Source organism: Photorhabdus sp. RW14-46 (assembly GCF_963887965.1).
Lineage (GTDB): Bacteria > Pseudomonadota > Gammaproteobacteria > Enterobacterales > Enterobacteriaceae > Photorhabdus > Photorhabdus laumondii.
This window is the reverse complement of record NZ_CAWPHH010000006.1, coordinates 102,838-129,097: the sequence shown is the minus strand read 5'-3', so window position 1 is coordinate 129,097 and position 26,260 is coordinate 102,838. Positions and strand designations below refer to the sequence as shown.

Annotated in this window: 20 protein-coding genes; all 20 read right to left on the bottom strand. The window is 41.9% G+C overall.

The window, feature by feature from the left end; genetic code table 11:
• Positions 1–39 precede the first annotated feature (39 nt).
• Positions 40–1,425 carry a phage tail sheath family protein gene (locus AACQ38_RS07380; protein WP_165577797.1) on the bottom strand — a complete coding sequence of 462 codons (1,386 nt, stop codon included), beginning with the start codon at positions 1,423–1,425 and terminating at the stop codon, positions 40–42.
• Between the two features lie 11 nt (positions 1,426–1,436).
• Positions 1,437–2,519, bottom strand: a complete 1,083-nt coding sequence (locus AACQ38_RS07375; RefSeq protein ID WP_165577796.1) for a phage tail sheath family protein — start codon at positions 2,517–2,519, stop codon at positions 1,437–1,439.
• 175 nt (positions 2,520–2,694) lie between these two features.
• Positions 2,695–3,144, bottom strand: coding sequence for a phage tail protein (locus tag AACQ38_RS07370; protein ID WP_011145973.1), 450 nt, complete (start codon positions 3,142–3,144; stop codon positions 2,695–2,697).
• Positions 3,145–4,097: 953 nt separating this feature from the next.
• Positions 4,098–4,970 (bottom strand): cytotoxic necrotizing factor Rho-activating domain-containing protein, encoded by an 873-nt coding sequence (locus AACQ38_RS07365; RefSeq protein ID WP_165577795.1) that lies wholly within the window; start codon positions 4,968–4,970, stop codon positions 4,098–4,100.
• 619 nt (positions 4,971–5,589) lie between these two features.
• Positions 5,590–6,537: a hypothetical protein gene (locus AACQ38_RS07360; RefSeq protein ID WP_165577794.1), complete on the bottom strand. Its 948-nt coding sequence runs from the start codon at positions 6,535–6,537 to the stop codon at positions 5,590–5,592.
• Between the two features lie 191 nt (positions 6,538–6,728).
• Complete coding sequence (locus AACQ38_RS07355) at positions 6,729–7,721, bottom strand: hypothetical protein (protein WP_165577793.1); 993 nt, start codon at positions 7,719–7,721, stop codon at positions 6,729–6,731.
• Between the two features lie 89 nt (positions 7,722–7,810).
• Positions 7,811–8,761 (bottom strand): DUF4255 domain-containing protein, encoded by a 951-nt coding sequence (locus tag AACQ38_RS07350; protein ID WP_165577792.1) that lies wholly within the window; start codon positions 8,759–8,761, stop codon positions 7,811–7,813.
• A 24-nt stretch (positions 8,762–8,785) separates the two neighbouring features.
• Positions 8,786–10,852 (bottom strand): ATP-binding protein, encoded by a 2,067-nt coding sequence (locus AACQ38_RS07345; RefSeq protein WP_165577791.1) that lies wholly within the window; start codon positions 10,850–10,852, stop codon positions 8,786–8,788.
• Positions 10,853–10,861: 9 nt separating this feature from the next.
• Positions 10,862–12,424 carry a contractile injection system tape measure protein gene (locus tag AACQ38_RS07340; protein WP_165577790.1) on the bottom strand — a complete coding sequence of 521 codons (1,563 nt, stop codon included), beginning with the start codon at positions 12,422–12,424 and terminating at the stop codon, positions 10,862–10,864.
• A gap of 63 nt (positions 12,425–12,487) precedes the next feature.
• A complete protein-coding gene (locus tag AACQ38_RS07335; RefSeq protein ID WP_165577789.1) occupies positions 12,488–13,711 on the bottom strand; it encodes a tail fiber protein in 1,224 nt (407 codons plus the stop codon).
• Between the two features lie 199 nt (positions 13,712–13,910).
• Positions 13,911–16,817 carry a hypothetical protein gene (locus tag AACQ38_RS07330; RefSeq protein WP_165577788.1) on the bottom strand — a complete coding sequence of 969 codons (2,907 nt, stop codon included), beginning with the start codon at positions 16,815–16,817 and terminating at the stop codon, positions 13,911–13,913.
• Positions 16,814–19,516: a hypothetical protein gene (locus tag AACQ38_RS07325; RefSeq protein WP_165577787.1), complete on the bottom strand. Its 2,703-nt coding sequence runs from the start codon at positions 19,514–19,516 to the stop codon at positions 16,814–16,816. Before AACQ38_RS07325 ends, AACQ38_RS07330 begins: the two co-directional genes overlap by 4 nt.
• A gap of 220 nt (positions 19,517–19,736) precedes the next feature.
• Complete coding sequence (locus AACQ38_RS07320; protein ID WP_165577786.1) at positions 19,737–20,153, bottom strand: hypothetical protein; 417 nt, start codon at positions 20,151–20,153, stop codon at positions 19,737–19,739.
• Positions 20,150–20,611 carry a GPW/gp25 family protein gene (locus tag AACQ38_RS07315; protein ID WP_165577785.1) on the bottom strand — a complete coding sequence of 154 codons (462 nt, stop codon included), beginning with the start codon at positions 20,609–20,611 and terminating at the stop codon, positions 20,150–20,152. Before AACQ38_RS07315 ends, AACQ38_RS07320 begins: the two co-directional genes overlap by 4 nt.
• 12 nt (positions 20,612–20,623) lie before the next feature.
• Positions 20,624–22,225: a phage baseplate assembly protein V gene (locus tag AACQ38_RS07310; protein WP_165577784.1), complete on the bottom strand. Its 1,602-nt coding sequence runs from the start codon at positions 22,223–22,225 to the stop codon at positions 20,624–20,626.
• Positions 22,222–22,905: a CIS tube protein gene (locus tag AACQ38_RS07305; protein WP_165577783.1), complete on the bottom strand. Its 684-nt coding sequence runs from the start codon at positions 22,903–22,905 to the stop codon at positions 22,222–22,224. The genes AACQ38_RS07310 and AACQ38_RS07305 overlap by 4 nt, the downstream gene beginning before the upstream one ends.
• Positions 22,892–23,071: a DUF5908 family protein gene (locus AACQ38_RS07300; protein ID WP_165577782.1), complete on the bottom strand. Its 180-nt coding sequence runs from the start codon at positions 23,069–23,071 to the stop codon at positions 22,892–22,894. The genes AACQ38_RS07305 and AACQ38_RS07300 overlap by 14 nt, the downstream gene beginning before the upstream one ends.
• On the bottom strand, positions 23,068–23,526 hold the full coding sequence (locus AACQ38_RS07295; RefSeq protein ID WP_165577781.1) for a phage tail protein: 459 nt from the start codon (positions 23,524–23,526) through the stop codon (positions 23,068–23,070). The genes AACQ38_RS07300 and AACQ38_RS07295 overlap by 4 nt, the downstream gene beginning before the upstream one ends.
• Before the next feature lie 13 nt (positions 23,527–23,539).
• Positions 23,540–24,763: a phage tail sheath family protein gene (locus AACQ38_RS07290; RefSeq protein ID WP_165577780.1), complete on the bottom strand. Its 1,224-nt coding sequence runs from the start codon at positions 24,761–24,763 to the stop codon at positions 23,540–23,542.
• A gap of 48 nt (positions 24,764–24,811) precedes the next feature.
• A complete protein-coding gene (locus tag AACQ38_RS07285; protein WP_165577842.1) occupies positions 24,812–26,260 on the bottom strand; it encodes a phage tail sheath C-terminal domain-containing protein in 1,449 nt (482 codons plus the stop codon).

Genomic DNA, 26,260 nt, shown 5'->3' with positions numbered 1-26,260 from the left:
GACTGAATAGACGCGGCGTTCAACCGCGTCTCAGCACGGTTACTGTGCTACATTTTGTGAAAACTGAAGGATAATAAATTCAGCCGGACGTACTGCGGCCATGCCCACTTTGACAATCATTTTCCCTTGTTTAATGTCGTCGTCGGACATGGTGATGCCTTTACCAATCTGGACAAAATAGGCTTCCTGCGGTTTATTTCCCGCTAATGCCCCTTGCTGCCATAAGGAATAGAGATAGTTGTCAATGGCTGACTTCACCCGTTCCCAAGTAGGCTGGCTATTGGGTTCAAAGACGGCGGTGCGCATAGCTTGCTTAATATCCCGCTCTGCGCTGTTAAAGAGACGTCGAACCGGAATATAGCGCCAGTTGTCATCATCTTGCAGCGTCCGAGCGCCCCACACGACAAAGCCACGCCCGTTGAAATAGCGAATAGCATTAATACCTAACAGGTTCATGGTGCCTTGTTCATCGTCATTAAGTCGTTCAGTGACATCACTAATTCCGCTTAGCACGACATTCGCCGGGGCTTTCCAGACACCACGGCTGGCATCCGTGGCGCAGTAGACCCCCGCCATGACCGCACTGGCGGGAATAGTGTTGCTGCTGGATTTCATTTTGCCCTGTATTGCTTGGACAGCTTGTTGGTAGACAGTTGAGTTTTTCTGTTTGAGTTGTGCCAGATTTTTGACTTCGTTTGATGCTGCATCTTCATAACCTGAAACTGCGATCAGGCTATCTTCCGTTTGCATAAGTTGTGAGACTTTAACCGCAGGATAATAAGTCGCAGTTTGTGATGGCACATTAACTGTAGGTTTAGTTGTTTTACCCTGGCTGTCAGCGATCAGGAAATAGCCGGCATTCAATAATGCGGGGGGCAGGCTGTTGTATATCGCGAGCTGGTAAGAAGAATCCTGTTCAGGGCAGACGATTAGGGTGATCTCCAAAGCTTGTTCAATTAATTCAGGGAGTAATGCTGTAGTTTCACTATTTCCCGAATCGGCAATGGACAGGATATAACAAGGTCCGCCGCCATTTTGGAAATAAAGTTTTAGCGCATCACTGCTGGTTGTAGAGGTAACTGTATTTATAGCGTAAGTGTAATCTGTGTTTGTATCGTCGGCGTCAAGAGCAATATCGGCAGTGGCTGTATCGCCTGCAACTTTCCCGGAAGGAGAAGGGGGAGGCGGTGGCGTTGGCGTTGGTTTAGTCGATGTGATGGCGATTGACGTAATACAACCGACATTAAACAGATTGGTAAAATCCAGCCAGCTACTCACACGTATCGCTTTTAGAGTTGCGCTGGCTTTTTTAGGCTGGAAGCGGCCAATAAAAACAGGTATTGCGGTGTTCCCGTGGCTGATAGAGAGCGATAATGATGCATCTTCTTCAATATAAACGCCGGGATAGGTCGGTGTTGTTGGCATGATGCCTCCAATTATTGAGCGGTATTCTGGGTGAACTGCAAGATAATAAATTCGGCCGGACGCACTGCCGCCATGCCGATTTTGACGATCATTTTGCCTTGCTTGATATCGTCATCAGTCATGGTGACGTCTTTACCGATTTGCACAAAATAAGCCTGTTCAGCTTTGTTACCCATCAATCCGCCTTGTTGCCAGAGGGCATGGAGATAGTTATCAATCGCCCGGCGCACCGCTTCCCAAGTGGGTTGGCTATTAGGCTCAAATACCGCGAAACTCATGGCGTTTTTAATGTCTCGTTCTGCACTGTTAAACAGGCGGCGAACCGGGATATAACGCCAGTTATCGCTGTCCTCAAGGGTTCTGGCTCCCCAGACCAGCGTCCCGCTCTTAGGAAAGGTACGGATCATATTCAGTGCCTTACCCTGGTTATATCTCCCTTGCAGGTCGTCGGTCATCGGATATTTAGGTTGTAATCCGCCCTGAACAGGGACATTCGCGGGGGCCTGCCAGACGCCTCGGCTGTTATCGACATTGGCATAAATACCGGCCATGACGGCACTTGGTGGAATATCAATGGAGGCTTTATTTTCTCCCCATTCAGCAGTCAGCCAGGGATAGTAAACTGCGCCATATTGAGTTGCTGGATAAGGTTTAAGTACATCATCTGGTGCTTGTGTTGAGGCTATTTGGGTTGTTGGGCCGTCAAAAATAGCGAATAATCCTTTGCCTAATTGGCAAAGTGTTCCTACAGCGGTCGTAATATCTTCTCCGGCGGCGATCAGTAGTGTCACATCGTCAAGCTTTGGGACCTGACTTTCTAGATTTGTGGTTTTGACGAGATACGCATATCCACCGCCATTAATAAAATAGGCGCGTAGTGCGATATCAAGTGTATTAGTGGGATCAAATTGCTTACCTTTTAGTGTTAAATATTCTAACCAGTTACTAATACGAATATAGGAATTGTCTGGTATTAATGAATTGTTATTTGCGACGGCAAAAACAGGCACTGCCGTTGCACCCGAGCGAATGGAGAGGGACGGTGAGGCGTCCTCTTCAATATAAACGCCGGGATAAGTTGGGGTTATTGGCATTATTGTCTCCGAGTTATGATGCGATATTCTATGTAAACTGTGGGATGATGAATTCAGTTGGATGGATGAACCATGACAATGTTGATCATCATGGGTTGGCATATTGGTAATTAATACCGTCAGATAATTATCTTCTTCAATATAAACATCGAGATAGCTCGTTATTGTGGACCTATTAAGGTGCTTGAATGGTGACTCGATCCGCGACCAGTGCTATTTCTTGAATAGCGATATCATTGCTGGCGGCATCAAAAGAGGGGGAGGTGAATGATGTTGGAAAGGCGTTTGCCACATTCCAGGTCATTAGAATTTGAGAGCCGGTTTCGTTGGTCAGGCTAATGGCAATATCCTTTTTCTCAACCTGATTAAGTTGAATAGAATTAATCCAGTCAAACAGTTTAGTGTCGCCAGGGAAGACTCCTTTACGCAGGGTAATATTGATCGATTGACGTTGACCCGGCATTTTATAGTAATTACCGGTGCCATCTTTATATTCGATAACATCATAGTGAACATCAAGCCCGGAAACATTGTTAAAAGGGATTTTCTCGTCACCAACCGAGACAACAAATCGATAAGCAGGGATAGGATAATCAACAGCAATTTGTTCTGGAGTTATAGTCATGGTTTTTTCCTTTATTGTTTATACCCGTCATCTTTCAAGTTGCCTCTTTGTTGGCTGCACTCGCTCTTGAAATCCATAGGGTATACATGTGAAATATAATAAAAATGTCTGTTATTTTGCTTCTCTTATTACTTAACAATTGGGTATAGCTACCGCAACAACCTGATTTATAGAGGTTATTGTTTATATTAAATAGTTTATTTTACGATTATCTAAATTGTTTTCCGTAAAACGAATTGATTATAGATAATGAATTTTTATACGGATTATCAATTAATAATAATGGTGGTTTTTAATTGATATAGCAGATTGTAATGATTTTATTTATCAACAATCTTTTACTGCTTTCTATCGCGGAAGAATAAATGACGAAATGTAATTTTAATGTTAAATGATATTTCACATCTATAAAATATTTTTTTGGTAACTATTTGTATTTTATTTTTTTAGGTTTTTTTGTTTTGCGGATGATAAAGTCAAGGTAATTGATTGGGGTAAATAGGATGGTTTGATTTCTCTATTTATGATTTTACCGATAAATTAATAGCAAAGTGAAAGGGTAATCACACTAATGATTATCATAAAAATAAATTAAAATGTTTATTTGGTAGGGATGGATTATTTTGATTATTTAATGACGTATTTAATCTATGGGAATGACCGTGTTGTATTTTGAGTATTGCAATAGTGAAATAGAATCAGAAATCTATTGATATATCCGTTATCTTTCAAGTTGCCTCTTTGTTAGCTGCATTCGCTCACCCCGGTCACATCGTTATCTATACCCTTCATCTTTCAAGCTGCTGATTTGTTGGCTGCGTTCACTTACCCCAGTCACATAGTTATCTATGCTCCTGGGGATGCGTTCTCTTGCCGCCGCACTGCAACTTGAAATCTATTGGGTATATGCTCCCGGGGATTCGCTCCCTTGCCGTCGCGATGCATCTTGAAATCTATAAGGTATATAACAACCGTTTTTTGAGTGAATTGATAACCTCAATACTATTGACTTTCTTGCCAGGTGAAACGATAGCGTCCTCCGATAATACTTTGACGCTCACCTTGCCGTTATCATTAGCTAACAGGGCATAGCTATAGCCGGCTCTAATAGCCGGTTTTCCAAGTTTGATTTCATCATAGTTAAAAACGCTGACATTTTCTGCGGTATTATCAATCACAACGGCCTGTTTTCCCATATAGGTAATAACACTCTGATCATACTCTGCAAAAATATTCACTAAATCATTATTTTCTTTATTAACCGCAATTGGTTTGCCATCCGAGAAAAGGGCTTTATGACTCTGACCGGTAGTGACAACGCCGTCCTGACCGGTTTTCCATTCATCATCGCCCGGTTTTTGGCCCGTATGATAGGCGAAGAAATAATTATCCTTCACGGCATACACCATAGTACAACCGCTTAACGCCCCTGAAGTGACAATGACCGGATACCCGGGCCGAATATCTCGTAAGTTAATTTTTATTCCCACAGTTCCCGATGCGCCATTAACCACATTAATACCGGTAATATTGTGGCCTAATCTATTTTTCCCCCAATGCTTTCCTATAGCTCCCGAGCCAGATTCTAAAGAGGTTACTTGATCACCACGAAATCCCGTAATAACATCATGAAAAGGGATCTCCTGACCAGAGTCACTATTTCTCAACGATCTCGCTTGTGCAAGCTGATTATTGCTATCATAACGATGCGCTATCACTGGTATGTCGATTGGTGCATGATCGCTACCCACTAATAATCCCTTTTTCTTGAGCGGAGAAATATGTCCTTTATTAAGTTCTTTGTCCGCAGTAGAGTGTTTGAACATTGATAAGTCCTCTATAATAATTAAATTTTTTATGCTTAAGATTTGTCTGAGAATGATTATTAAGATAATTGTGATGCCACGAGTATAAATATTTAAATAGTTCATCTATTTTAGATTGAGAGACAAACTCTCATAGATGTTTCTTTAGTGCAATAGTTTTAGCTTACCGCATAATGTTATCCGTTTTTATTTTGTATGTGTATTTAATCATAAAGTTGAATAATAGGTATTTAACTAAGATCTATTTTCAGATTTGTCTTGTTTTTACTATCAACGTTTTGGTGCAATAATTATCTGATTAATCAGAAAAATAACAAAATGCATGGATTTGAAAAATTAATTATCATTGGAAATAACGAGGGCTATATTATTAAATATAGCCCCCGGGTTTTACATATAAGTTATGAAATACTATTTAACGTCTATACCCGTCATCTTTCAAGTTGCCTCTTTGTTGGCTGCACTCACTCACCCCGGTCACATAGTTATCTATACCCTTCATCTTTCAAGCTGCTGATTTGTTGGCTGCGTTCACTTACCCCAGTCACATAGTTATCTATGCTCCTGGGGATGCGTTCTCTTGCCGCCGCACTGCAACTTGAAATCTATTGGGTATATATTAATTGTTATTGATATTCTTCCTACTATATCCAGGGACTTTCATATTTTTGAAGGTAAAGGTATCGGCTTCAATTGAAGGCTTACTGAATGGCAACCAACTAGATTTAGTTTTTATATTTATAATATTAGGGGCTGCGGCTATTTTCTGATAGTGAAGTTGCCACTGTTTTTTCTCTTGGTTAAATTTTAAGAATGCAAAACCATAGGTATTTTTTATAACTTTGTCATCAGCCTCGTGATATCCATAATCGCGGAATTCCATTGCCGTAATCATACCCATTCCGTGATCAATATTTTGGTTATTATATTCAACATCTTCTTGACCACCTTGTACGTGCCGAACCCGGAGAGTGTCTTCATTCATTTTATCAACTACAAATGAACATCCACTGAAATTTGGGGTAAATACATACTGTGGATGGCGGCTGATATCGGGTTGGGCCGGGATATCAACATATCCTCCTTGTGGGGCCCAATAAGCTGAAATAGACATGTCTTTATTCGGCATTTCTTCTTGATAGGTATCGACAATTTTTAATGCATTGAATGGCAGAGTTTCATCCGATGGTTTAATCTGTAGTGCCTTGAACACTAGATCTCCGCCTCCTTCTTTGTTATTTAAAATATTTTTTACGCCGTCTGACATTTTTATCTTTTGCGGATTAATTAAATCGGTAATAATTGGTTGTGAAGTCAGTGCGTTTTCATTTAATATATCAGCCATTGCTATGGGGCTGGTACTATATTGTTCTTGTTTCGAAGGGGATGGAATAAAAGGTTGTGCACCTTCTATATTTCGTTCATTCCCTGTTCTTAATTTTTTGTTTAAATCCAATCCTAACCCCAATGTACAGTTATTTATATTATATTGGTTAGAATGTATCGAGCATTTTTCCGCTCCATTTGCTGAGTGGTTAACTTTTTCACTATATTTGCTGTTTGGCATATTATTACCTGTTAATTTTTTGTAATAAATCTACTGGAATAGTTTTTTTCCAGATCACTCGGATTAAGACCTGCAATTTGTTTGATTTTCTCTGGGCTTTTATTTTTACTGTATTTATTTGTCGGCATATTATTACCTCTGATAATGAAAATATTAATGTAATATCAATATTAGTGATTATATATTTACTTTTAAATTTTATTCCATTTGTTCACTTTAACATTCCCTGGGATTTTGATTTCGAGACTATTCCCAAATTCATTGTCTATGCTTTTTAAAATTGCTTTCGCATCTAAACGCCCTAATTGAACTGAACTTATGCCAGATCGTTTTAATAATAATGATTTCAAATCAGACAGTTTTCCTTTTACCGCAGGGGCTTGTGAAAGATTTTTTTCGTGAAGTAAATCAGGAGAAGCAAAGAATTCAGCTTGATCTAAGCCAAGTTCTTTAAGTTCTTCTGAATCTTCTATATTAATTTCTGCAAAATGAGTTGTATTAGATAAGAATTTTCTATTGGATACTTCTCCATCTATTGCTAGCAAGTAGAAAGTAAACGCCGTATTTCCTAAACGGTTCCAATCATCTTCATTGGTGTTACTTCCTTGAGTACGATTTAATGTTTTTATTCCCTTATTTACCAAATTAAAGTTTGAGCTAATCTCATCAAATGTAGGTTTTTCTTGCCCAGTGCCGGCAGTATAATGTCTCAGTGTGAATTTCTTGTCTTTTACTTTAGCTAAATAATCATCTTTCGATTTTTCAGAAGAAAATTTTATTTCATTATTGGTTATTTTATTCATTATGTCGAAAGGTAATTCTCTATCATAAGAATCAAATTTACTTTTAAATCGGTTGAAAATATCTTCAGCTTTGACTTTTTCATTTAGATTATTACGGGTATTCGGTGTTACTGAACTTTCTTTTTTTACCTCCAAATCTGGTGTATGTTCCTGTAATTTCTTTTTATTATCATCATTCTTTAGTTCAGTGTCTGGCTTTCTGGTGTACTGTTGATTTGGGGTGGTTTGTGCATTTAAGTCTTCTCTATCTCCTCTATTTTTAGGTGTCTTTAATTCAAGATGCTCAGTTTGTTTATGACTGTTTGATCTTGCAGGAAAAACAATAGATTGATCTTTTTGGGTATTAAGTTCAAACTTTTTTATAAGGCTATTTATTGGCATGATATTACCACCTGTATATCTTGTATATCTATGAATTTTGAATCGAAAATAATATATGGATTATTAACGTGGAAAAATCAAATAAATAATTATTTGTTAGGTGAGTGATTGTTCGTTGTATTAATATAGGTTTGATTTTGAACCCCAATTAACCTGTCAGAATTTTCTTTAGAAACAATAATATCAAAACCATTTATTTTAATGATAATCTCTTGACTGTTTTTCCATTTTTTAAGTGTATCTTTTATTTGTGTTAAATAAGCTGCGTTGGTCATGCCGGAAACTTCAACAATAATGCTGTTATTTTCTTGATTTTGGTTATTTTCTGTGTCGGGTTCTGTTACCAGATTGACTTTAGCCAAAGCAAGACGAGCATCTTTTGTACCACCTAAATCGGCACATAATTTATCTACCAGAGCTTGATTGATTTGTGAGTTATTTAGGTTGGGTTTCTGCTCCACAGAAGCGGAAATTTGGTTAATGGGTGTAATATTGTCTTTAATATTTTGCAGTTTCATCGGTACGGTAATGGAATACATTAGAGAGAGGCGAGGGCGATTACCGAGAGCTTGCCAGAAATTACCCAAGCTGTTTAAATTCTCCTGTTGGGGAATAATTCGGGTATAAGCACCGGGAATGTCGGTTAATTGACGGTTGTTAATTAATGCATTTAGAACACGAGTCATCACTTGTGCAGCTTGATTATTGGGTTGGCTATCCGGGCTTGAACTGTCGCTTGATGGTTTATTAGCGTCCCAATAAGTAATTAAATAGTTACAATTGATATTGACCCATCCCGGTAATAATGTGCTGGTCATCGGGTTATAACGTCTTGGTTCGGCAGAACGTAATTGTAAATCTTCATTGATGTCATAAAGAAATACACTGACTGTCGGTTCCGATTGAATGGAGTTAATTTCTGGTAGATCAAAACGGATATCAATCTTATTGCCATTGATATTCAGATACTGGGATAAAATAGTATTTAATGCATTATTTACTTCAATAATCGCATTGTCAGAAGCAATTAGGATTGTCATGTTTATTCCAATTTTGTTAAATGTTTAGAAAACCAATCGGCCAGTTTTATTTAATTCGAGTGTAATGGCTCGATTGATATGTTTATTTTCGATTTGGTCACAGTGGTCATTTTTCGCTAACATTGAGGCTAATAGCGCAATATTTCTGATATTAGCCCCGGTTAAATCAGCGCGTTTAGCCAGATGGGTAAAATCAATGGTATCGGATAATTTAATCTGTTCCGGCCAAATGACTTGCCACATTTTTTTACGTAGCATTTCGTCGGGATAAGCAAAACGGGTAATAAAGGTAAAACGGCGATTAAAGGCGCTGTCTAAATGGCTACGATTATTGGTGGCTAAAATCACTAATCCCGGATAATTTTCCAATCGTTGTAATAAGTAAGAAACTTCAATATTGGCATGTCGGTCTTGAGCATCTTTGGTTTCACTACGCTTGCCAAATAAGGCATCCGCTTCATCGAAAAACAGTACACCGGAATCGGCTTCGGCCAGATCGAAAATACGGGAGATATTTTTTTCCGTTTCGCCAATATATTTATTCACCACGGTAGAGAGATCCACTTTAATCAGATCAACGCCAAGATGCCCGGCAATCACTTCGGCGGCCATGGTTTTGCCGGTACCGGATTCGCCATAAAATAGCGCACTAATGCCGGTACCATAACCGATTTTTTCCTGAAAGCCGGTAGCCAGAATTTGGTCACGGTAATGAATGGCGGCAATAATTTCTTTTAATTGTTGCGTTAATACGTCTGAAATAACTAAATCATTAAGGCTGCGTTTGGGGGTTATTCGTTGCGCTAATTTACCGAAATTCTGTTGAGCACGGAAACTTAATGCTTTACGCAGATCGGTTTCTTCCAATTGACCTTCCGGTTGTCGGAGTATTTGGTATTGATTTGCTTCTTGAAGAATTTGCGGTAATGTTTCTGCGGTAAATGAAAAACGTTGGCATAATTGAGTGATATTTATTTTCTGGGCGATATTATCCGATAAATTGGCTTCCAGCATGGCTTTTTTATCTGCCAGAGTCAGGGCTGGCATATTAATTTGCACTATTGGCAAGTGTTTAATCCACACTAATGAATCTTGTGGTTCTGCCAGACAAACCACGCGTAATTTTGCTTGGTTCAATAACGTGGAAAATTCACTGTGTAATATTTTCTTTTCATCTTTGAGCAAAGAAAAATTGCGAATTAATAAACAGGCATCATGTAATCGTGCTTCCCGGACTGCATCTATTAGCAAGTTAGGGTTATTTTCTTCCGGCAGTTGAGCTAAGTCTAGAGTTAATGTACTGATATCATGAAACGCCATCATATTGCTTACCGCTAATTCTCTGGCGCTATCTTGTTTTCCTCTGAGTATTACCAGCGGGCGTATTTCGTCAGTTTTATTTAATAATATCTTTTCAAGTGAAGGGTAAAGGGATTGTGGATACCAACGATGTGAGGCAGAAGAGTGCCAATAAGCACAAGTTGTCAGCGGCGGTAAAATAACCCGTTGGCCTGATAAGAAATGCCAGACAGCGCTGTGAGTTAGAAATTGAGTTTGTAACCAAATAGATTCTTCGTGGTTATTAAGCCGTAATAGTTGATGACTGATTAATGGTGTTTGCGGTAGAAAGCTATTTTGTCGTAATGGCCGATCACCTTGGCGTTGGCTAAATAATTCAATGGCTAAGTCAAAGCTAGGCCACTGTTTTCTACTGTTACCGTGCAGAGCCGCAAATAACGCATGATAACGGCTATCGAAATGGGGTAATAAACCTAATAATAAAACATCTCGTTCAAATTCAGTCAGTTCAAAACGTTCAATTAATTGTGATAATGCATTGGGGTTTTCGTCGATTTCAGGGGAATTAATAATATCATCTTGTTTGGTGACCCAATGAGGAATGCCTTGTGGTTTTGCCATCCGCGGGTTTAATTCATCTTCGGTAAGTAGAAAACTCTCCGGTAAATAATCGTATTTTTCTCCATGTTGGTAATAGTAATGTTGTAATCGTAGATCAATACGTTCCAGATGGGGATAAATCCAGTGAAATTCTGTCGCCATATCATGGTTGTTTTTAAGTAAAGCGTTCATATAAACCTGTTAAATATTTTTCCAGTCGATTAATAAAGAGCGATCCAACCAGGGAAGTTTGGCGATATTTAATGGCCACGGCCAGTCAGCCAACAATGCATCAAATGGCTGTTGCTGGATGGTGATTTTGATTTCTTGCTCGTTTACCAATAATTCACCCGGTCGTTGTAAGAACAATTGGCGGACGTCATTGCAGCTTAATTTTTTCCAGCCGGGAAGCTGAGCAATAACGCTATCCAGCCATTGCGTGGTGATTAATTGTTTTTCTGGTTCAACAGAGATTGATTCGGTATTTTCATTGATCATAAGTCCGCACAGAATGTTATTGAGTCTTTTACGTTCTGCCGGTGTTTCGTCGGTTCCCCAAATTAGATAGTCAAGGAAATTAACAGCATGGTATTGGGCTTGACGATGGATAAACTTTTTCCCCTCAAGTAGGCCAAGTTGATTAAACAATGCGGGTAGCATCGGCCAGAGCATTAATATGCCGGCATTATTGACTTGGCATGGAGAGTTTGATGTTGATAGTATTTTCTGATCTTCGGTCATGACCTTCTGATTTACCAGAGGTTGATGTTGCTGAACATCGGAAAAATTAATGTTATTCGTAGCTGATTTTTTACCGGATGTATTTTTATCTATATGGTTTGGCATAAAGCATGCCAATAGATATTGGTACTCCTTAACCGGCAGATGTTTTTGGCAAAGCCGTGAAATAGAAACGGTTTGCCAGAGTTGTTTTAGCCAATTATTTAATGGAGTATTTTGGTTAATAACTTGGCGAAATAATTTAATAACAGATGTGGCATTAAATACACCGCTATTGAGTTCAGTGGTAATCCGTGAAATGATTTTCGTATTGGGTTTAGGTATTTCCTGAATATTATGCCGCTGTAGATATTCCAGTGCGTTGAGTATCAGTTGTGTGGAGGAGACAAGCTCCTCCTGATGTTGTGGTTTGTTTACTTTTTCGGATAATCTGCGATTAATGGCAATGAATAAAGCGGGTTGTTTGATAGCCAAAAGTCGTTGTATACCGTGTTCAGATAGACAGCTTTTTGCTAATAGCAATATCCATTTGTTCTCTATCTGTGTTAATTGATGAGTAAGTTTATTAATATGAATGTCTTTATTATGTGTTATTGTCTCTAGTGTATTTGGTTGGGAATCTTGTTGATATAAAGAGTGAATGAAGTTCTCCGCATCAATTAAATTATTATCGCAGAATGCGGAAGAGTTATCGGTAAATTTATTAAATGTTGGTTTATTCAGTAGAGTTTCTTCCTGATGGTTGTTTATCTGATATTGGTTAAGTGCTTTATTCAGCTCAACCTTGAGGCGAGCAGGGAATAATGAATTAAAGTCATGGAAACTTATTTCACCAAGGTCCAGAGTTAATTTCTCTAAAGAGATATCCTGATAAATGTTATATTCATCAAAGTATGAATTAAGTAATTGATTTATATTGGCCTGATTAAGCACGGAGCCATGCAATACTTTTTTAGCTAGCTGTTGATTATTAGCTGAAATAGTAATGGTAATCCGGTTTAACAGATTTGGCTCCGAAGTCATATTAATATATCCTTGGTAATGAGTAAATAATAGGTAATTTAAATCTGTGTTCGTGGAATGAAATTAAAGTTTCATAATAAAGGCTAATAGATAATAAGGCGGAACTACATCAACGCTATGATAATGTGAAGGGGATGATGCTGTTGCTTGGTGATTATGTCCTTGTCCTCCCCCTGTGTCTGATGTGTATGCGTAATAAGGATTACTATCTTCAGTCATTATTCCAGAATTAATGTGATTATTTATTTCTTTTGTTTGGCTCCACCATTGTGAATAATTATATCTTATTCCATCACCATACCGATAAGCCATACCTCCAATATGTTTATGACTAGGTATTTGTGACTCTGTTAATGTTGTATTTTGCACATTAACAGTGACAGAAACTTGAGTTGATTTTGTATTTTGGGGATATTCTTTTTTATCACCTCTACCTCCGGCACAATAATAGCTTTTTCCTTTATCAGAAAAATCATTTCCACACATGACAAAACGATTTCTTAAGTCTGGGGTTCCATTATTACCATTACAGAAAGCCCATCCAGTAGGAGCGCTATCACCAGAAAACATCACAATCATTCCTCTGGGAAGTACTTTAGTGGGATCAATACTGACACCATTGGAATCAACGGTAATACCATTACCTGCTTTGACAGCCACATAATCGTAACCTACATCAATGCCATTACCATGGCAAATTGATATTCCATTGTCTCTGTCAACCAAACCATCACCCATCTTTACAGATAAAACATCATTTTTAGGTTCTAATATTAATGGAGAATAGGCTACGTTGATAGGTTTTCCCATTTTCAAACTGACACCCTTATCGTCTACCTTAATTCCCTCACCAGCTTTAACTTTTACCCCTTCATTAACTATTTCAATACCATGATGATTATCGAATTCAAGCTTGTCGTTGCTAATTCTCAATCCTCTGCCGGCATTGACTGCTAATCCGCTATTATCAGCCAACAGGCTTTTATTCTTGATTTTTACACTTAATCCATCGTTATCTGTCTTTAAACCGCCTTTGTCGTTAAGTTTTACCGCTAATTCACCGTCATTATCCAGTTTCAGGGCTGAATTTGGGTTATCCGTTTGACCGGGCGCTTTACCAACAGCCCGACGACCCATATCAGCAATATTAATCAGATCGGCATAATCGGTTTGTAATGGAATACTGCCTTCTTTAAAGCGCCTTTTTAAATCATCTGCTGATGGGCCATTTGATTTAATGTTTTCCATATTGGATTTTGCATTAGATAGATTAGATTTTTTTTCCATTTTTATCATCCTATATTATATGGTGTTAAATTATTATGATTTAAATATCTTATAGATATTTATGTATAATTAAGCATAAAAAATATTTAATATTAAAATAAGTCTTTTATGATGCTATATTAATTTGTTTTTATATTGGATAAATTAGTTTATATTTTGCTACTGTCTTTATTAATAATTGCATTGAGTTTAGCTATTCTTACGGCTTAGGCACATATAATAATTGATTACTTGTTATGACTGTTGCATTCCATTGATTGCCAGATTCACCAATGACCTCGGTACGTTGCTGTTTAGTAGCAATTCGCATATTACCAATACCGGTTGCATCAGAAGGCAGGCGTCCCAAGGTTAAGGTCTCTAAAATATGGTATGCTTCGTCTCCTAAAGGGGCGTCATTGTTTTGCCAACGTTTATAGGTGTTGGCAAAATCTTTAAAATGTTCTGGTGATAACCAGTGAATAATCATTGAAATATGTGCGGGGAATTCAGCTAATATTTCTGTTTTCACCCAAGATTCCAACTTATAAGGATCAACTTTGTCATTCTCAATTAACTGACGATTCACTACTACGCTAACCACAAATGAAAAGCGGTCAGCCAAAGCGTATTTTTCGCTGGAGAAATACCAACGATAGCGCCATGCTTCGGCCTCTTTTGGAAAGTCTTTATTCGGTGAGTCTTGGTTGCATTTAATTAATATCTTGCCTTGAATACGATCAAATTTAACGACTCGTGCTTTGAGTTCATATTCGGTTCTCGGTTCAGGGATAACTGTACGAGGTGATATTTTTAGATCTGGCCCAGAGGGAGTAATCACATATTTCAGGGTGATTTCGTCATTTTCTTCAATCATAGCAGGGAAGGGGCTTTGAGCACTGGAAGTAATCCAACGTTGATCGTCGGTAGCATTTTTATATGTCTCATCGGCATAAACCAATTGATAATCCATATCTTCCAGCCACACTGGGCTATTTTGCCAGCGCAGATTACCATCATTAAATTTCTGTCTTATTCTGTCCAGATTGCGTTCCAAATCGCTGCTGTTACGGGTACTAAGGGAAAAGGTATCTCCTGTCACTTCGGTGATCATTTGGCTCCGTAATATAAACTCTCTATCATCTTCAATAATAATCAGATTAATCACCTGACCTTGTAATAACCGACCTGCAATACCTTGTTGTGTGATGATGAGTTGATGATTTTTAGAGCCTGAATTCTCTTCAATTACCTTTAGATCGTCAGGTTTTTGTTTATCGTCGAATTTCGTGTCGGGTTTTATCGGCAAAAGTTGACGATGTTCAATTAAATAAAAAGGCAGGTCATCCAGATTAGGTGTTTTACTGAAACATTCCCCGCCTAAACCCAATCGGGCGGCAATCCGTTTTTGCAGTGCCGACACTTTATCAATCCGAATATTATTACGTTGATAGGTCAGTTCCGGTTGTTGAGCCAGATAGCCGCGCTGAGTAGACAGAAAGTCTTTGAAACCCAGTAGTGAGTTCGATGTAAGTGGTCTGGCGGCAAGTTGAGCGCCAAAATAGCCCAACAGATAATTCAGAATTGTCGCCTCTTTTATATAGTTTGGTTTCTGAATATGGTTATCAATATAGATTTGTGAATCGTAGTTTAGTTTTGCGGTTAAATCAGGAATGATCTGTTGATGAACACGATGATTGACTGTACCCGTTTTAAAAGGCCATTGCACACCGTGTACTGTTTCTCCCCGTTGTTTAAAGGCTAATAGTTTTGGTAAAAGGGCGAGTTCGGCACAGCCGTTAGCCAACATTTGTTCAAAAGGGAGCATAAATTGGTGTAACTGTATTTGCTGTTGGTTGCTGGCATAGGTCTGCAATCCATAGCAAGTGGGTAATTTATTGCTTACCGGATAGTAATCCAGAACTTTACGATATTTACCCCAATGCAGTAATTCCGGCTGTATATCAATCAGTGGTTCTGCAATAAGCTTTTCTTCGATATCTTGTTTAGAAACACCAATTTTAACGCCCCCTTTGGCGGTAATGGTAAGCGGGCTGTTTGCTGAGGTAATTAATGCCAGTGGATCACTCCCCCATAATCTGGGGTAATATTTTTGAGCGATTTCCCAAGACCAATTATCGTTCGACAATGGCGTAATAGTTGTGTCGTGATGAGCTAATGCTAGCCGGGTTACACTCTGAATACCTTTAATCGCTAATAATCGATTAACCAGATGGCTGAGATTTAATACCGTATCGCCGGTGTAATCTTTGGTTTGAGGTAAGGTCGGTATCCAACCGTGATGTAAATAAGGGCCGGCAAATATCTCTTCATGATGGTAACCCTGATCTTTCATGGCCTGAGTGGTATAACGTTCGGGCTTGGGCAGTACCATCTGTTCCGCCGTCATGTAAACCTGAGCGAAGATATCAGGAAGATCGATGACGTTATCTTCAAGTTCAATATCAATCTGCAAGGGGAGATCGGCAGGTTGCAGCCAGATAATTTTGCTGACGGATTCCCCCAGATTACGGTTATCTTTTAGGAAAGTTTTCAGCCTCTCCTCAGCCAGTGTTTTATTAGTTTCAGTTTCCCGACTAGGCAGTAAATAGAGCCAGTAATTTCCTCTTAGTGCTAATTGGCTATCTGAGCCGGAGTTTTTAAAGCTATATTCACGTTTCTGTTTGTTATACCAATATTCATAGCGTTCGTTTTCAGGTTCACGAATTAATTGGACATCATTAAAGAAAAAATAACCTTCGCTGGTGTTATTAATCGTGTCGCTGCTATGTAAATCCAATAAAGCCCGGCGATAATCTTCCGCGGTGATCGGGCCACAGGTCAGTGTTTGTTGTGGGCCGAACTCCTGAGGAAAAATACCGTCGCCGGATGTTTGGTCTTCTGGTTTTGGAGTTAGAAGGTCTCTCAGTGGTAATGTGTGGCGGTAGGCCAGATCGGAGGCACCATAACAACAGGCTTCCAATAAGGTGATGCCGGGATCATTTTCACTGGTATTGCTCCAGCATTGGCCGGATTGCTGCTCAATCACGGTTTTGGCCTGAGCGAGTAAGGCATCGAAGGTAATATCGTCTTTGACGATGGGAAACAGGGCATCCTGATGACTCATGGGTTAACTCCTTGGTTTGAGGGACGCTGTTCTGGCCAGACTAAAATCAACACTTCATTATCGGCGGCTTCGATACTTTTACGTACGGCACCGGTGGTTCGGTTAGCAATGGTTAGGCTTAAATCAGTGACGCGTTCCACCAGAGAAGATTGCTGGATCGTGGCTAACAAGGGGTAGTAATCAATGTGATTACCGGTTGTCACGCCGATAGCGGCATTTTCGCCCCACGGCATATATTTTCGGCTTAATTGCTGTTGTAGCTGATGATATCCGTAGTCGGGGTTAACACCTGCGATAAAGGTCACTTGATAGTTCACATTAACGTCAATGTAAGTGGGATTGCTGATCTCAAGGGTTGCCCAAGGGCTGCTGAGTTGTTTGATCCACTCGACCATCTCTGCCAGCCGAGCGGGATTTAATTTTGGGCGCAGCGCATCGTCGTTATCTTTATAACGGCTGTCAGGGATCACAATCAGTTGCTGTTTTTCCGGTGCCGGGATTTTGGTTAATTCACTGGCAGACGGGTATTTGACATCAAACAGGCTGACAAATTGCTCTTTTAATAAGGTGACAATGTTGCCCCAACTCAGCGCGCGATTACGGTGAGATAACCGAGGTGGGAGCCGCGTCAGGAAGGCTTGCTCGGTTTCTTGCGGATGACCATCCCAAGAGGCCCAAGGTTGGGTGATGTTGCTGACGGCAACAACCGTGTTTACCGGCTGTTTAATGCTGTCGGCGGCTAATCCGTTGATAAAGTGCGTCTGCTCAACGGCTTCTGCGTTGATCAACGTCGCGGTGGTAGCGTTATACAGTAGACCGTTAATGCGTGGGTAATCTTGCGGATCGGTTTGTTGCGTTATCTCAGCTTTCAGCCAGTAGCGTCCTGTCGGCATCAAGGCCGCCTGATTTGCCGCATCCTGTGGCAATAAAGTGCGCCAGATACCCCGGTCAAACAGGTTATGGGTTTGGTCGTCAACTAATTTGTCTAATTTGCTCCAGCTATTGCTGTTGTTGAGATAAAACCAAGATAACGCGAGCGATTTAATGCCTGCTAATTGCCAATAGAGAGATAGAGTTTGTCCCGGTGATACGCCCGTAAAGCCTAAATAGAAGGCTTCATGGGTTAATGCAGGTGTTTCTGCTGTTGCCTCGCCTTGGCCAAAAGGCGTCAGTGGATAGATGGAAAATTGCTTAGCTTTAGCGCTGAATTGAATCTGCAATGCACTGATTTGTGGCGTATAGGGGACATTTTTACCCGTGGGATTTTGCCAATATTGGGCGTGCATAAAATCTTGTCCGGCCAGTTCTATGCGCACGGATGCCGGCCATTCGTTGGGCGATGGGCTGTCTGCAAGGGGATAATGCATTGCCGGTAAGGTAAATGTCAGGCTTTGCCCTTGTGGTGCCTCTTTTCCATCGAATAATGCTTGCACCTCATTAAGCTTTTCTCTCTTTTGAGGTGTGATTAAGTAACCCTGTACTTTAAAGGCACTATTGTCGGGCTTAGTTTCATATCCTCCATACCATTTTGAAAAGTTTTGTTGAGGTAATCCCACCCATTGAGGCGTAATCGTCAATGTTGCGTTTTCAGAGCCATACCATTCTGGGGCAATCAGATTAAAACCGGAGCCTAACGACGGTGATTGACCAAACGGGAAGCTGGTGGTATCCGTCTGTTCAATACCGCCATCAGAGGCATAGTGCACACTGCGGTTACCGTTAATGCTGACTTCAATGTCGGTAATCTTGGGTAGAGTCGGGCCTTGAGTGGTGCCTAGCTTTAACACCGGTATATCAAACGCCATATTATCCAAGCCATCAGGGGAACTGATGGGGTCATTATTAGCTGATAAACAAAGTGTAAGATAATGGGTATTGTTGCTCTGTCCTTTTTTTGCAGATAAAGAAAGCCAGTGATCGCCCGAACTCATTTTAGCGGTGATGTTCTCAGCATTACCTGTCCATTCGCGGGCTAATGTGGCTTTAATCGTGCGCTCTCCTGCTGACATGGCAAATAAAGGAGAAGTGATCAGGTAACCGGATAGAACCGGAACATCATTGGCCGTTGGGCTAAAAAGTCGAATACCGTTTTCAGGCAATGCCATGTTATCTGCAAGATTTAATGCGATTGCCGATAACCAACCATTATTTTTTTTCCGATACCAACGTAAGTCGGTTAATTCCCCTTGGTTCGCCAATAAATCTGTATCTGACGCATAGTGTAATGGATTGCCGGCGCTGTCTTGCCCAGCATCAAATAGCGTGCCTTGAGCTATCAGCGATTCTGTGCTGTCGGGATTGAGGGTAATTCCTATCGCAACTTTATCTGCTTGCGCTTTTTTGGGTTTCAGCCCTAATAATTCCCGATAATAAAGATTACGGTGCCGGGCCGGAAAGGTATTTAATAATCGATTAGTTGTTTCTAATAATTTTAAAAAAGCTAAAACAAAAGCTTGATGAGCGGGTAATCGGCCATCGGCTTGATTTACGTTTTGATAAATATCCGCTAATTGTTGAGGATTATTTTCCTGAATAAAGTAGAAACTATCCCAGAACTGTTTTTTCTCTTGATCGAAAGGGATTTCTTTAGCGTAAGCTTTAAGCCAATTTAAAATATCTAGCGTACTTCTTTCATCAAGTCTAAATACAGTATCCGGCACAATAGCAGAGAGTTTATTTTCTAACTCGGCTTGTCCCATATTTTTACCACCTGTTATGTAATTATTCCCGATAAATTTTCAGGGATCATGATTATTTGAAAATATTGTTATACCCTATGGATTTCAAGATGCATCGCGACGGCAAGGGAGCGAATCCCCGGGAGCATAGATAACTATGTGACCGGGGTGAGTGAGCGCAGCCAACAAAGAGGCAACTTGAAAGATAACGGGTATATTTAAAATAAAGTTGAAGAGGTTATTATCCGGCAGTGACTGCATATTGGCTGGCAATAAACCGGCCTTTGCCCATACTGGGGGCGGTCACATCCGGGCCGCTCGATGGATTATTGGCTGGCTGTGTCGGGGTAAATCGGGCGATAAATTGTTGCCCGACAACAATTACCGTGACTGGACTACGGCAGAAGTTTACCTGCTGGCTGGCATCCAATTGAGCAATGGTGACCATCCCCATGCCGGGAACCGGGTGGCTTGGAGTGATATATTGCGCTTGAAGTTGCACCTTTTTTTCATCACCGACCATGACAATCTTTTTGCCCTGAATTTGGGGGTGTCCGCTACCGCGGATGGTTGCCGGCCCCAAAATGGTGACTTGTCGGTTGCCAAATAACGGCTCGAACAGCAAAGTGTCGCCATCCACCACCAGTTGTTTGCTCATAAACTCACCTGTACCCGGCCTTCATTCACTTCAAGGGCACCTTCAATTTGCTGGCTGATTTCGCTGCCTCTCAGCGTGTAGGTGACCTGAATATGCAAGGTATTGGGCAGGTTAGTTCTCTGGTTGACCTGGATCTCGCTAATATCGGCGCGGGGTTCATAACGCAATACCCGTTCTTCAATTCGAGTCTGAATTTCTGCCATCATTTCGTCACGGATATTGGCAAACAGATAATCATTCAGGCCGCAACCATAATTCTCTCGCATAATTCGTTCGCCGGGTTCGGTGAGAAAAAGAATTTTCATATTTTGGCGGACATTTTCGGCCCCTTCCGCCATGGTGACGCCGGTTGCTATTTCAGGATGCGTGCTATCTTTATACGTAGCATCTTTAATAGAAAATTGCAGCGGAAAGGCCCAACCCCGACCGTAAATATCGGCTAATACTTTGTTTGTCATCTTATTACCTTATTATTGGGTTAGATTAATCTTCGCACCTTTAATATCTACGCCAGATTTACCGGCGGCGGACAGAGATTTTTGCGCCTCTATTTTAATTTCCTGAGCATGGGTAATAAGATTCTTAGCGGAATTAAGCGTGATATCTTTATCCTGTTGCAGAGATAAGGTATGTTTTCCGCTATTCAATGCGAGGGTTTTATCTTTATGATTAAAGAGTAATGCTTGCTGATTTTCTCCCTGTTTAATCACTAAGGTTTTCACCGGGTTTTTTTCACTCGGTTCTAACGGCGCTTTGTTTTTAGGATTGTGCATCGAGCCTAATATCACCGGGAAGCGAGGATCACATTCAAAGAAGCCGATAATCACCTCATCCCCCGCTTCAGGGTAAAAGCAGAAACCGCTTTCATGACTGGCGTAAGGTTTACTTAGGCGGGCAAAAAGGGTGCCGTTGGTTAAGTTTAACGCCGGGATTTTGACCGGAATACGGCCCAATGATTGGCTATCTCGCTGGTATTTTTCCACGATCCCGATATGCAGCTCTTTTGCCTGCGGTACAACTTGCTCTGTTTCCGGTAATAGCCCCAGCGTTAGCCGGGTACGCCAGCCTTGCCGTTGATTGAGGGTCTGACTGACACCGGTGATAATCGCCTGACCATCCATCCCTTGACCAAAGCCGTTTAACGCCAGCACATCCCCTGTTTGATAACGGTTATCACCTTCGACCTCAAAATTACCGGAGACGTTGTGACTTCGGCGGTTATTCAGGATGCCTTGAGCAAGCTGTTTGGCCTGTTCATTGTCCAACGGATAGCTGAAAACCCACTGCCATGGTTGGCTGGTCAATGATGTCAGGTTGTCTGTGGCGAGTTGATTGCGACCAAGGCCGCTGTTTTTTACCTGATGGGCTGGAGACAGCTTCTGTTGGGCGATATCCCAAGATTGTACATTCACTGTTTTGGGGTTGCGTTGGTTATCCCATTGCAGATTCGCTTCAAATAACACCGCATCCTGAGGGTTGGCTCGCTGGTGGAGAGTATGCACGGTTGACCGATTCAGGGATTCCGGGGTGACCAGTGTCACACTATCGTTGCCGGGCAGCAGCCAGGTATGGGTCGCGAACAGTCGGTTTTTTAGAAAAGCCCAGTCATTGCAGCGAAATTGCACCATTTGCTCATGCACCGTTTTAAGCTGAGGGGCTGGTTTTATCGTGACAGGGATACCCGCTTGGCTAAACAACTTCTTGATAATCGCCTCATCACTCTGTTTGTTGAACAGTTGCGAGTGGAAGTTGTGAGTTAATTTTTGCAACGCATGTTTGGCGGTCAGAGTAATGATGCTGTCCTGACCTTTAAGCCCCAATGTTTGCCGAACGATGATCCCCTTAAACACCACGGCTTTTTCGATCTGCACGCTAAGTTGATGATTAGGGCGGCAACTTGCCAGTTCAGCTTGTGCCTTGGCATCAAAAATATGGCGGGCATCACCGGCGATACCCAAGGTGATATTGGCCGAGGGGATGCCATTAATATGATGGTTAACGGTCAGAGTGATAACCGTAAATTGATTGAGGACTTTGCCGTCTATTTTGATCGTTATCGTCGGTATCTTCATGCTTTCCCCTGTGCTTGCAACATTTGTCCGGGGGTAAAGTCATCAAGATTATCCAGGCCGTTTTGCCAAGCCAGCGAGAGATAATCAATACCCCCCGCCAAAGAAGCGCCGGCACCTAAGGCGATCAACGGTAGGGAGAGCATATCCGTGACGTTAACCGCAGTAGCCGGGGGCGATTTTAATTGCTGCTCGGTAGCTTGAATCACAAAGCTTTCATCTGCCACCAGAGATAGGGTAGCGCTGGCCCGCAGCGGTGTGGCGTCTCGGTCAAACAGGGTGTAATGAATGCTGAGACCACTGGCCCGACAGGCAAAATAGCCTTTGTTTTCCCAACGCATTTTGCCCCATTTGATTTTAAGAAAGTGGGGAACGTGAGTACTGGCATCCACGGCACACAAGGCTTTTAGCGTTGCTAATTGCGTTTCTACCGGGGTGTTATGGCCGGGCATGGTGGCGTCAAATAACAGGACTAATGACAGGCCCGCCGGTTGGGATAACACATAGCGGCTGCTTTGGTTGGCACTGTTAACGCTTTCATCCTGCTGATAACGGGTTTGATAATCGAGCTGGATGGTATCGGGGTTATACATTGCCTGTAAACTGCCTACCGAGGTTTTTCCCTCACGATCTTTGAAAGCGGTGAAGGTGAGTTTGGACAGGCTGCGTTCAATTAAGCTCATAATGACCTCCTGTTTCGCGCAAGGCATCTAATACTGCTTGTTTCACTTTTTCAATCAGGTCGGCGTTATCCAGCACTCCCTGCGCCAGTGTTCGTGGAGTGACCGAATGACTGGCTGAATCGGTCACTTTAGCCTGAATAATCAGCTCTTTAATTTCAACAGTCATGCTTTCACTCCTAACCAGCGCATATCTTGATAACGTAATTCCAGAGCGTTCACCAGCACCGTATTGCTATTGGCGTCAAGGTCGCCGGTGGACCAGCGAACCGGCAGCGCGTTACTTAATGTCCAGTTTGCCACAGGAATTGAATGTTCATTCAGTAGCATGATGACCACATCGGCATACACGGCTTTCTCGCCGCGCAGGACGCGATCAAACACCCAAGTCAGCGGCGTGACGGTCATAACCCCGCGTTCCAGTACCAAGCTACCGTGCTGGATCTTCTCCGCTAGCCAAACGTTTCTGGCATTTTCTCCGCCTTGGCTGTGTTGGGTGGTTTGCAGTTCACGGCTCAGTCCCGATATCCGTTGAAAGGCAATGTCGAGTGGACTGGGGATATTGTTAAACAGAAAACTGGCGATAAAACGGTGTGACACCGACGGGGTGTATAAATTGTTCATATTTTTCCCCTGCTTAATGGGTGATCCCGGTACGGGTATCAAATGTCAGATTCAACTCGATAAATTCCGCCGGAATGAGTAACGCCAGCTTGATCTTCATGATCATTTTCCCGGCGCGTAGATCCGCTTCGCTCATCGATTCGCCAACCCCCAGCAACACCTCAAATGCTTGATCTTCCTGCGTACCGCGCAGTCCGCCATTTAGCCATAACTGACGTAACCAGTTGTAAGCCTGACCTTTAAACTTCATCCAGGTGATGGCGTTATTCGGTTCAAACACAAAGGCCCGGCCCAGTTGAGTCATATGGGCTTCGATATAGGAAACCAGACGGCGTGTCTGGATATAGCGCCAGGGAGAATCGGGGGTATTGTCCAGCGTGCGGCATCCCCAGATCTTTATCCCTTTGCCGGGAAAGCTGCGAACCAGATTCAACGAAGGGCCATTCTGGTTAAACAGGGTATCGGCTTCAATGTGAGAGCGTATTGGGCTTATCACCTTGGATAACGCGACATTCGCGGGGGCATGCCAGACCGCCATTTGGTTATCGTTACGCTGAATGATGGCAGCCACTGCGGCGGTCGGCGAAAGAACAACAGGCTGATTTTGTTCCTGATAAGCACTGTTCAATCTTGGCCAGTATACCGCGCCCCATTGCCGATCATTGGAAGAGAGCTGCGTTAAACATTTCTCGGCCAGAGCGGGATCATCGGGGGCATCCAGCAATCCCATGATGCCGCGTCGGCACTGGCAGAGGCTAAGTACTGATTGCCAAAATTGTAGCCAGAACTGGATTTTGTCGTATTGATCGATTTCTGAATCGGGATCATCCATCTGATTCAGATAGACAATATCGGGGACCACAATCAGCGTGATAGCACTCTGTGCCGAGATCGCTTGTTTAACCCAATCTTGTTGTAGGGTGGTGGTCAATGAGTGAAAATCGCCTCGTGGTTTATCCGATCCTAACGACAGTACATAGGCTTGTTGACCCCCGTTGTCAAAAAAGTGACGCACGGAATAGTATGTTAATCCTGATTCACCAAATGACAGGGTAAAATCGGTCAGGCTGTGGAGCTTGACGGCGGTTTTGTCACTAACATGATTGTTTTTAGCACGATTGTTTTTACTCGGTTGTTGAGTATAGCCGATAAAAACCGGTACACCGATAAACGCCTCATCTTGTTGCTGGGATATCAGGTTCTCCGTAATGGTGACGCCCGGCTGTTTTATTTCCATTCTCATTTCCTTGCCAGAATAGGCGCGGCGAACCGCGCCTCAGTACGATTACTGTGCTACATTTTGCGAAAATTGCAGGATAATAAATTCAGCCGGACGGACCGCCGCCATCCCAACCTTAACCACCATTTTGCCTTGTTTAATGTCAATGTCGGACATGGTGACACCTTGACCAATCTGGACAAAATAGGCTTCCTGCGGGCTATTACCGGCCAGTGCCCCTTGTTGCCAGAGTTGATGGAGATAGTTATCAATCGCTGAGCGGACCCGTTCCCAGGTGGGCTGACTGTTGGGTTCAAAAACGGCAAATCGCATGGCTTGCTTGATATCCCGTTCTGCCGCATTGAATAAGCGTCGAACCGGAATGTAGCGCCAGTTGTCATCATCTTGCAGAGTACGTGCGCCCCAGACGACAAACCCTTTGTTGGTGAAATAGCGAATAGCATTGATACCTTTTTGATTCATGGTGCCTTGCTCATCTTCCGTGAGTCGATCCGCTACATCACTAATCCCGCTGAGAACCACATTCGCAGGTGCTTTCCAGACGCCACGACGAGCATCGGTAGCACAATAGACACTAGCCATCACTGCACTGGCGGGAATGAGTTTTTTGTTATCAGCAATTTTTTGTTTTATTGCCTCGATAACTTGCTTATAGAGTCCTGAGTTTTGCTGTTTGAGTTCTGCCAGATGGGTAACTTTTGCATCCTGATAACCTGAAACCGTGACGGTATTCTCCTCCACCTGAATAAGTTGTGAGACTTTTACTGCGGGATAATAAGTCGCGGTTTGTGATTGCAGGCTAACGCTAAGTGCAGTTTCTTTATTCGGATTATCCGCGATAAGAAAATATCCTGCCTTTAATAAAGGGGTCAGGTTGCCATATATTGCACTCTGATAAGCAGGATCCTGTTCAGGGCAGACGATCAAGGTAATTTCTAAAGCCTGCTCAATTAACTCAGGGATTAATGCCAGCGTGTTGGTATCTTCTGAATTAGAAATTGGCAGGATATAACAAGGTCCGCCACCATTTTGGAAATAAAGCTTTAAGGCATCACTGCTTGTCGTGTAGGTGCCGATAGTTATATTGTAAGAATCACGGTTATTTTTATCGTCTGTATAAAGCGTAATATTTGGGGCGGCAAAAATTTCTACATTGCTTTTGGCTTTTGTATTGTTTTCGGTTTCTGCATCGTCCTTATCTTTTATATTACTTTCGGTTTTTTCATTACCTTCGCTTTTCTCAGGAACAGAAAGGGAAGGGGGTGGAGTAGACTCAGTTGATTTGATTGCTACCGACCTAATACAACCCACATTGAACAGATTAGTGAAATCCAACCAGCTACTCACGCGTGTTATTTCAGGTGTTGCGCTGATTTTTTTCGGTGAGAAACGGCCAATAAAAACCGGGATTGCCGTGTTCCCTTGGCTAACGGAGAGAGCCAGTGAGGCATCTTCTTCAATATAGACGCCAGGATAAGTTGATGTAGTTGGTAT

What these genes read in the sequence shown, in the direction of transcription:
- AACQ38_RS07335 (WP_165577789.1), bottom strand. Translation starts at nt 13,711, where the DNA reads ATGGAAAAAAAATCTAATCTATCTAATGCAAAATCCAATATGGAAAAC.
- AACQ38_RS07365 (WP_165577795.1), bottom strand. Translation starts at nt 4,970, where the DNA reads ATGTTCAAACACTCTACTGCGGACAAAGAACTTAATAAAGGACATATT.
- AACQ38_RS07330 (WP_165577788.1), bottom strand. Translation starts at nt 16,817, where the DNA reads ATGAGTCATCAGGATGCCCTGTTTCCCATCGTCAAAGACGATATTACC.
- AACQ38_RS07360 (WP_165577794.1), bottom strand. Translation starts at nt 6,537, where the DNA reads ATGCCAAACAGCAAATATAGTGAAAAAGTTAACCACTCAGCAAATGGA.
- AACQ38_RS07340 (WP_165577790.1), bottom strand. Translation starts at nt 12,424, where the DNA reads ATGACTTCGGAGCCAAATCTGTTAAACCGGATTACCATTACTATTTCA.
- AACQ38_RS07310 (WP_165577784.1), bottom strand. Translation starts at nt 22,225, where the DNA reads ATGAAGATACCGACGATAACGATCAAAATAGACGGCAAAGTCCTCAAT.
- AACQ38_RS07300 (WP_165577782.1), bottom strand. Translation starts at nt 23,071, where the DNA reads ATGACTGTTGAAATTAAAGAGCTGATTATTCAGGCTAAAGTGACCGAT.
- AACQ38_RS07370 (WP_011145973.1), bottom strand. Translation starts at nt 3,144, where the DNA reads ATGACTATAACTCCAGAACAAATTGCTGTTGATTATCCTATCCCTGCT.
- AACQ38_RS07380 (WP_165577797.1), bottom strand. Translation starts at nt 1,425, where the DNA reads ATGCCAACAACACCGACCTATCCCGGCGTTTATATTGAAGAAGATGCA.
- AACQ38_RS07350 (WP_165577792.1), bottom strand. Translation starts at nt 8,761, where the DNA reads ATGACAATCCTAATTGCTTCTGACAATGCGATTATTGAAGTAAATAAT.
- AACQ38_RS07325 (WP_165577787.1), bottom strand. Translation starts at nt 19,516, where the DNA reads ATGGGACAAGCCGAGTTAGAAAATAAACTCTCTGCTATTGTGCCGGAT.
- AACQ38_RS07290 (WP_165577780.1), bottom strand. Translation starts at nt 24,763, where the DNA reads ATGGAAATAAAACAGCCGGGCGTCACCATTACGGAGAACCTGATATCC.
- AACQ38_RS07355 (WP_165577793.1), bottom strand. Translation starts at nt 7,721, where the DNA reads ATGCCAATAAATAGCCTTATAAAAAAGTTTGAACTTAATACCCAAAAA.
- AACQ38_RS07375 (WP_165577796.1), bottom strand. Translation starts at nt 2,519, where the DNA reads ATGCCAATAACCCCAACTTATCCCGGCGTTTATATTGAAGAGGACGCC.
- AACQ38_RS07295 (WP_165577781.1), bottom strand. Translation starts at nt 23,526, where the DNA reads ATGAACAATTTATACACCCCGTCGGTGTCACACCGTTTTATCGCCAGT.
- AACQ38_RS07320 (WP_165577786.1), bottom strand. Translation starts at nt 20,153, where the DNA reads ATGAGCAAACAACTGGTGGTGGATGGCGACACTTTGCTGTTCGAGCCG.
- AACQ38_RS07345 (WP_165577791.1), bottom strand. Translation starts at nt 10,852, where the DNA reads ATGAACGCTTTACTTAAAAACAACCATGATATGGCGACAGAATTTCAC.
- AACQ38_RS07305 (WP_165577783.1), bottom strand. Translation starts at nt 22,905, where the DNA reads ATGAGCTTAATTGAACGCAGCCTGTCCAAACTCACCTTCACCGCTTTC.
- AACQ38_RS07315 (WP_165577785.1), bottom strand. Translation starts at nt 20,611, where the DNA reads ATGACAAACAAAGTATTAGCCGATATTTACGGTCGGGGTTGGGCCTTT.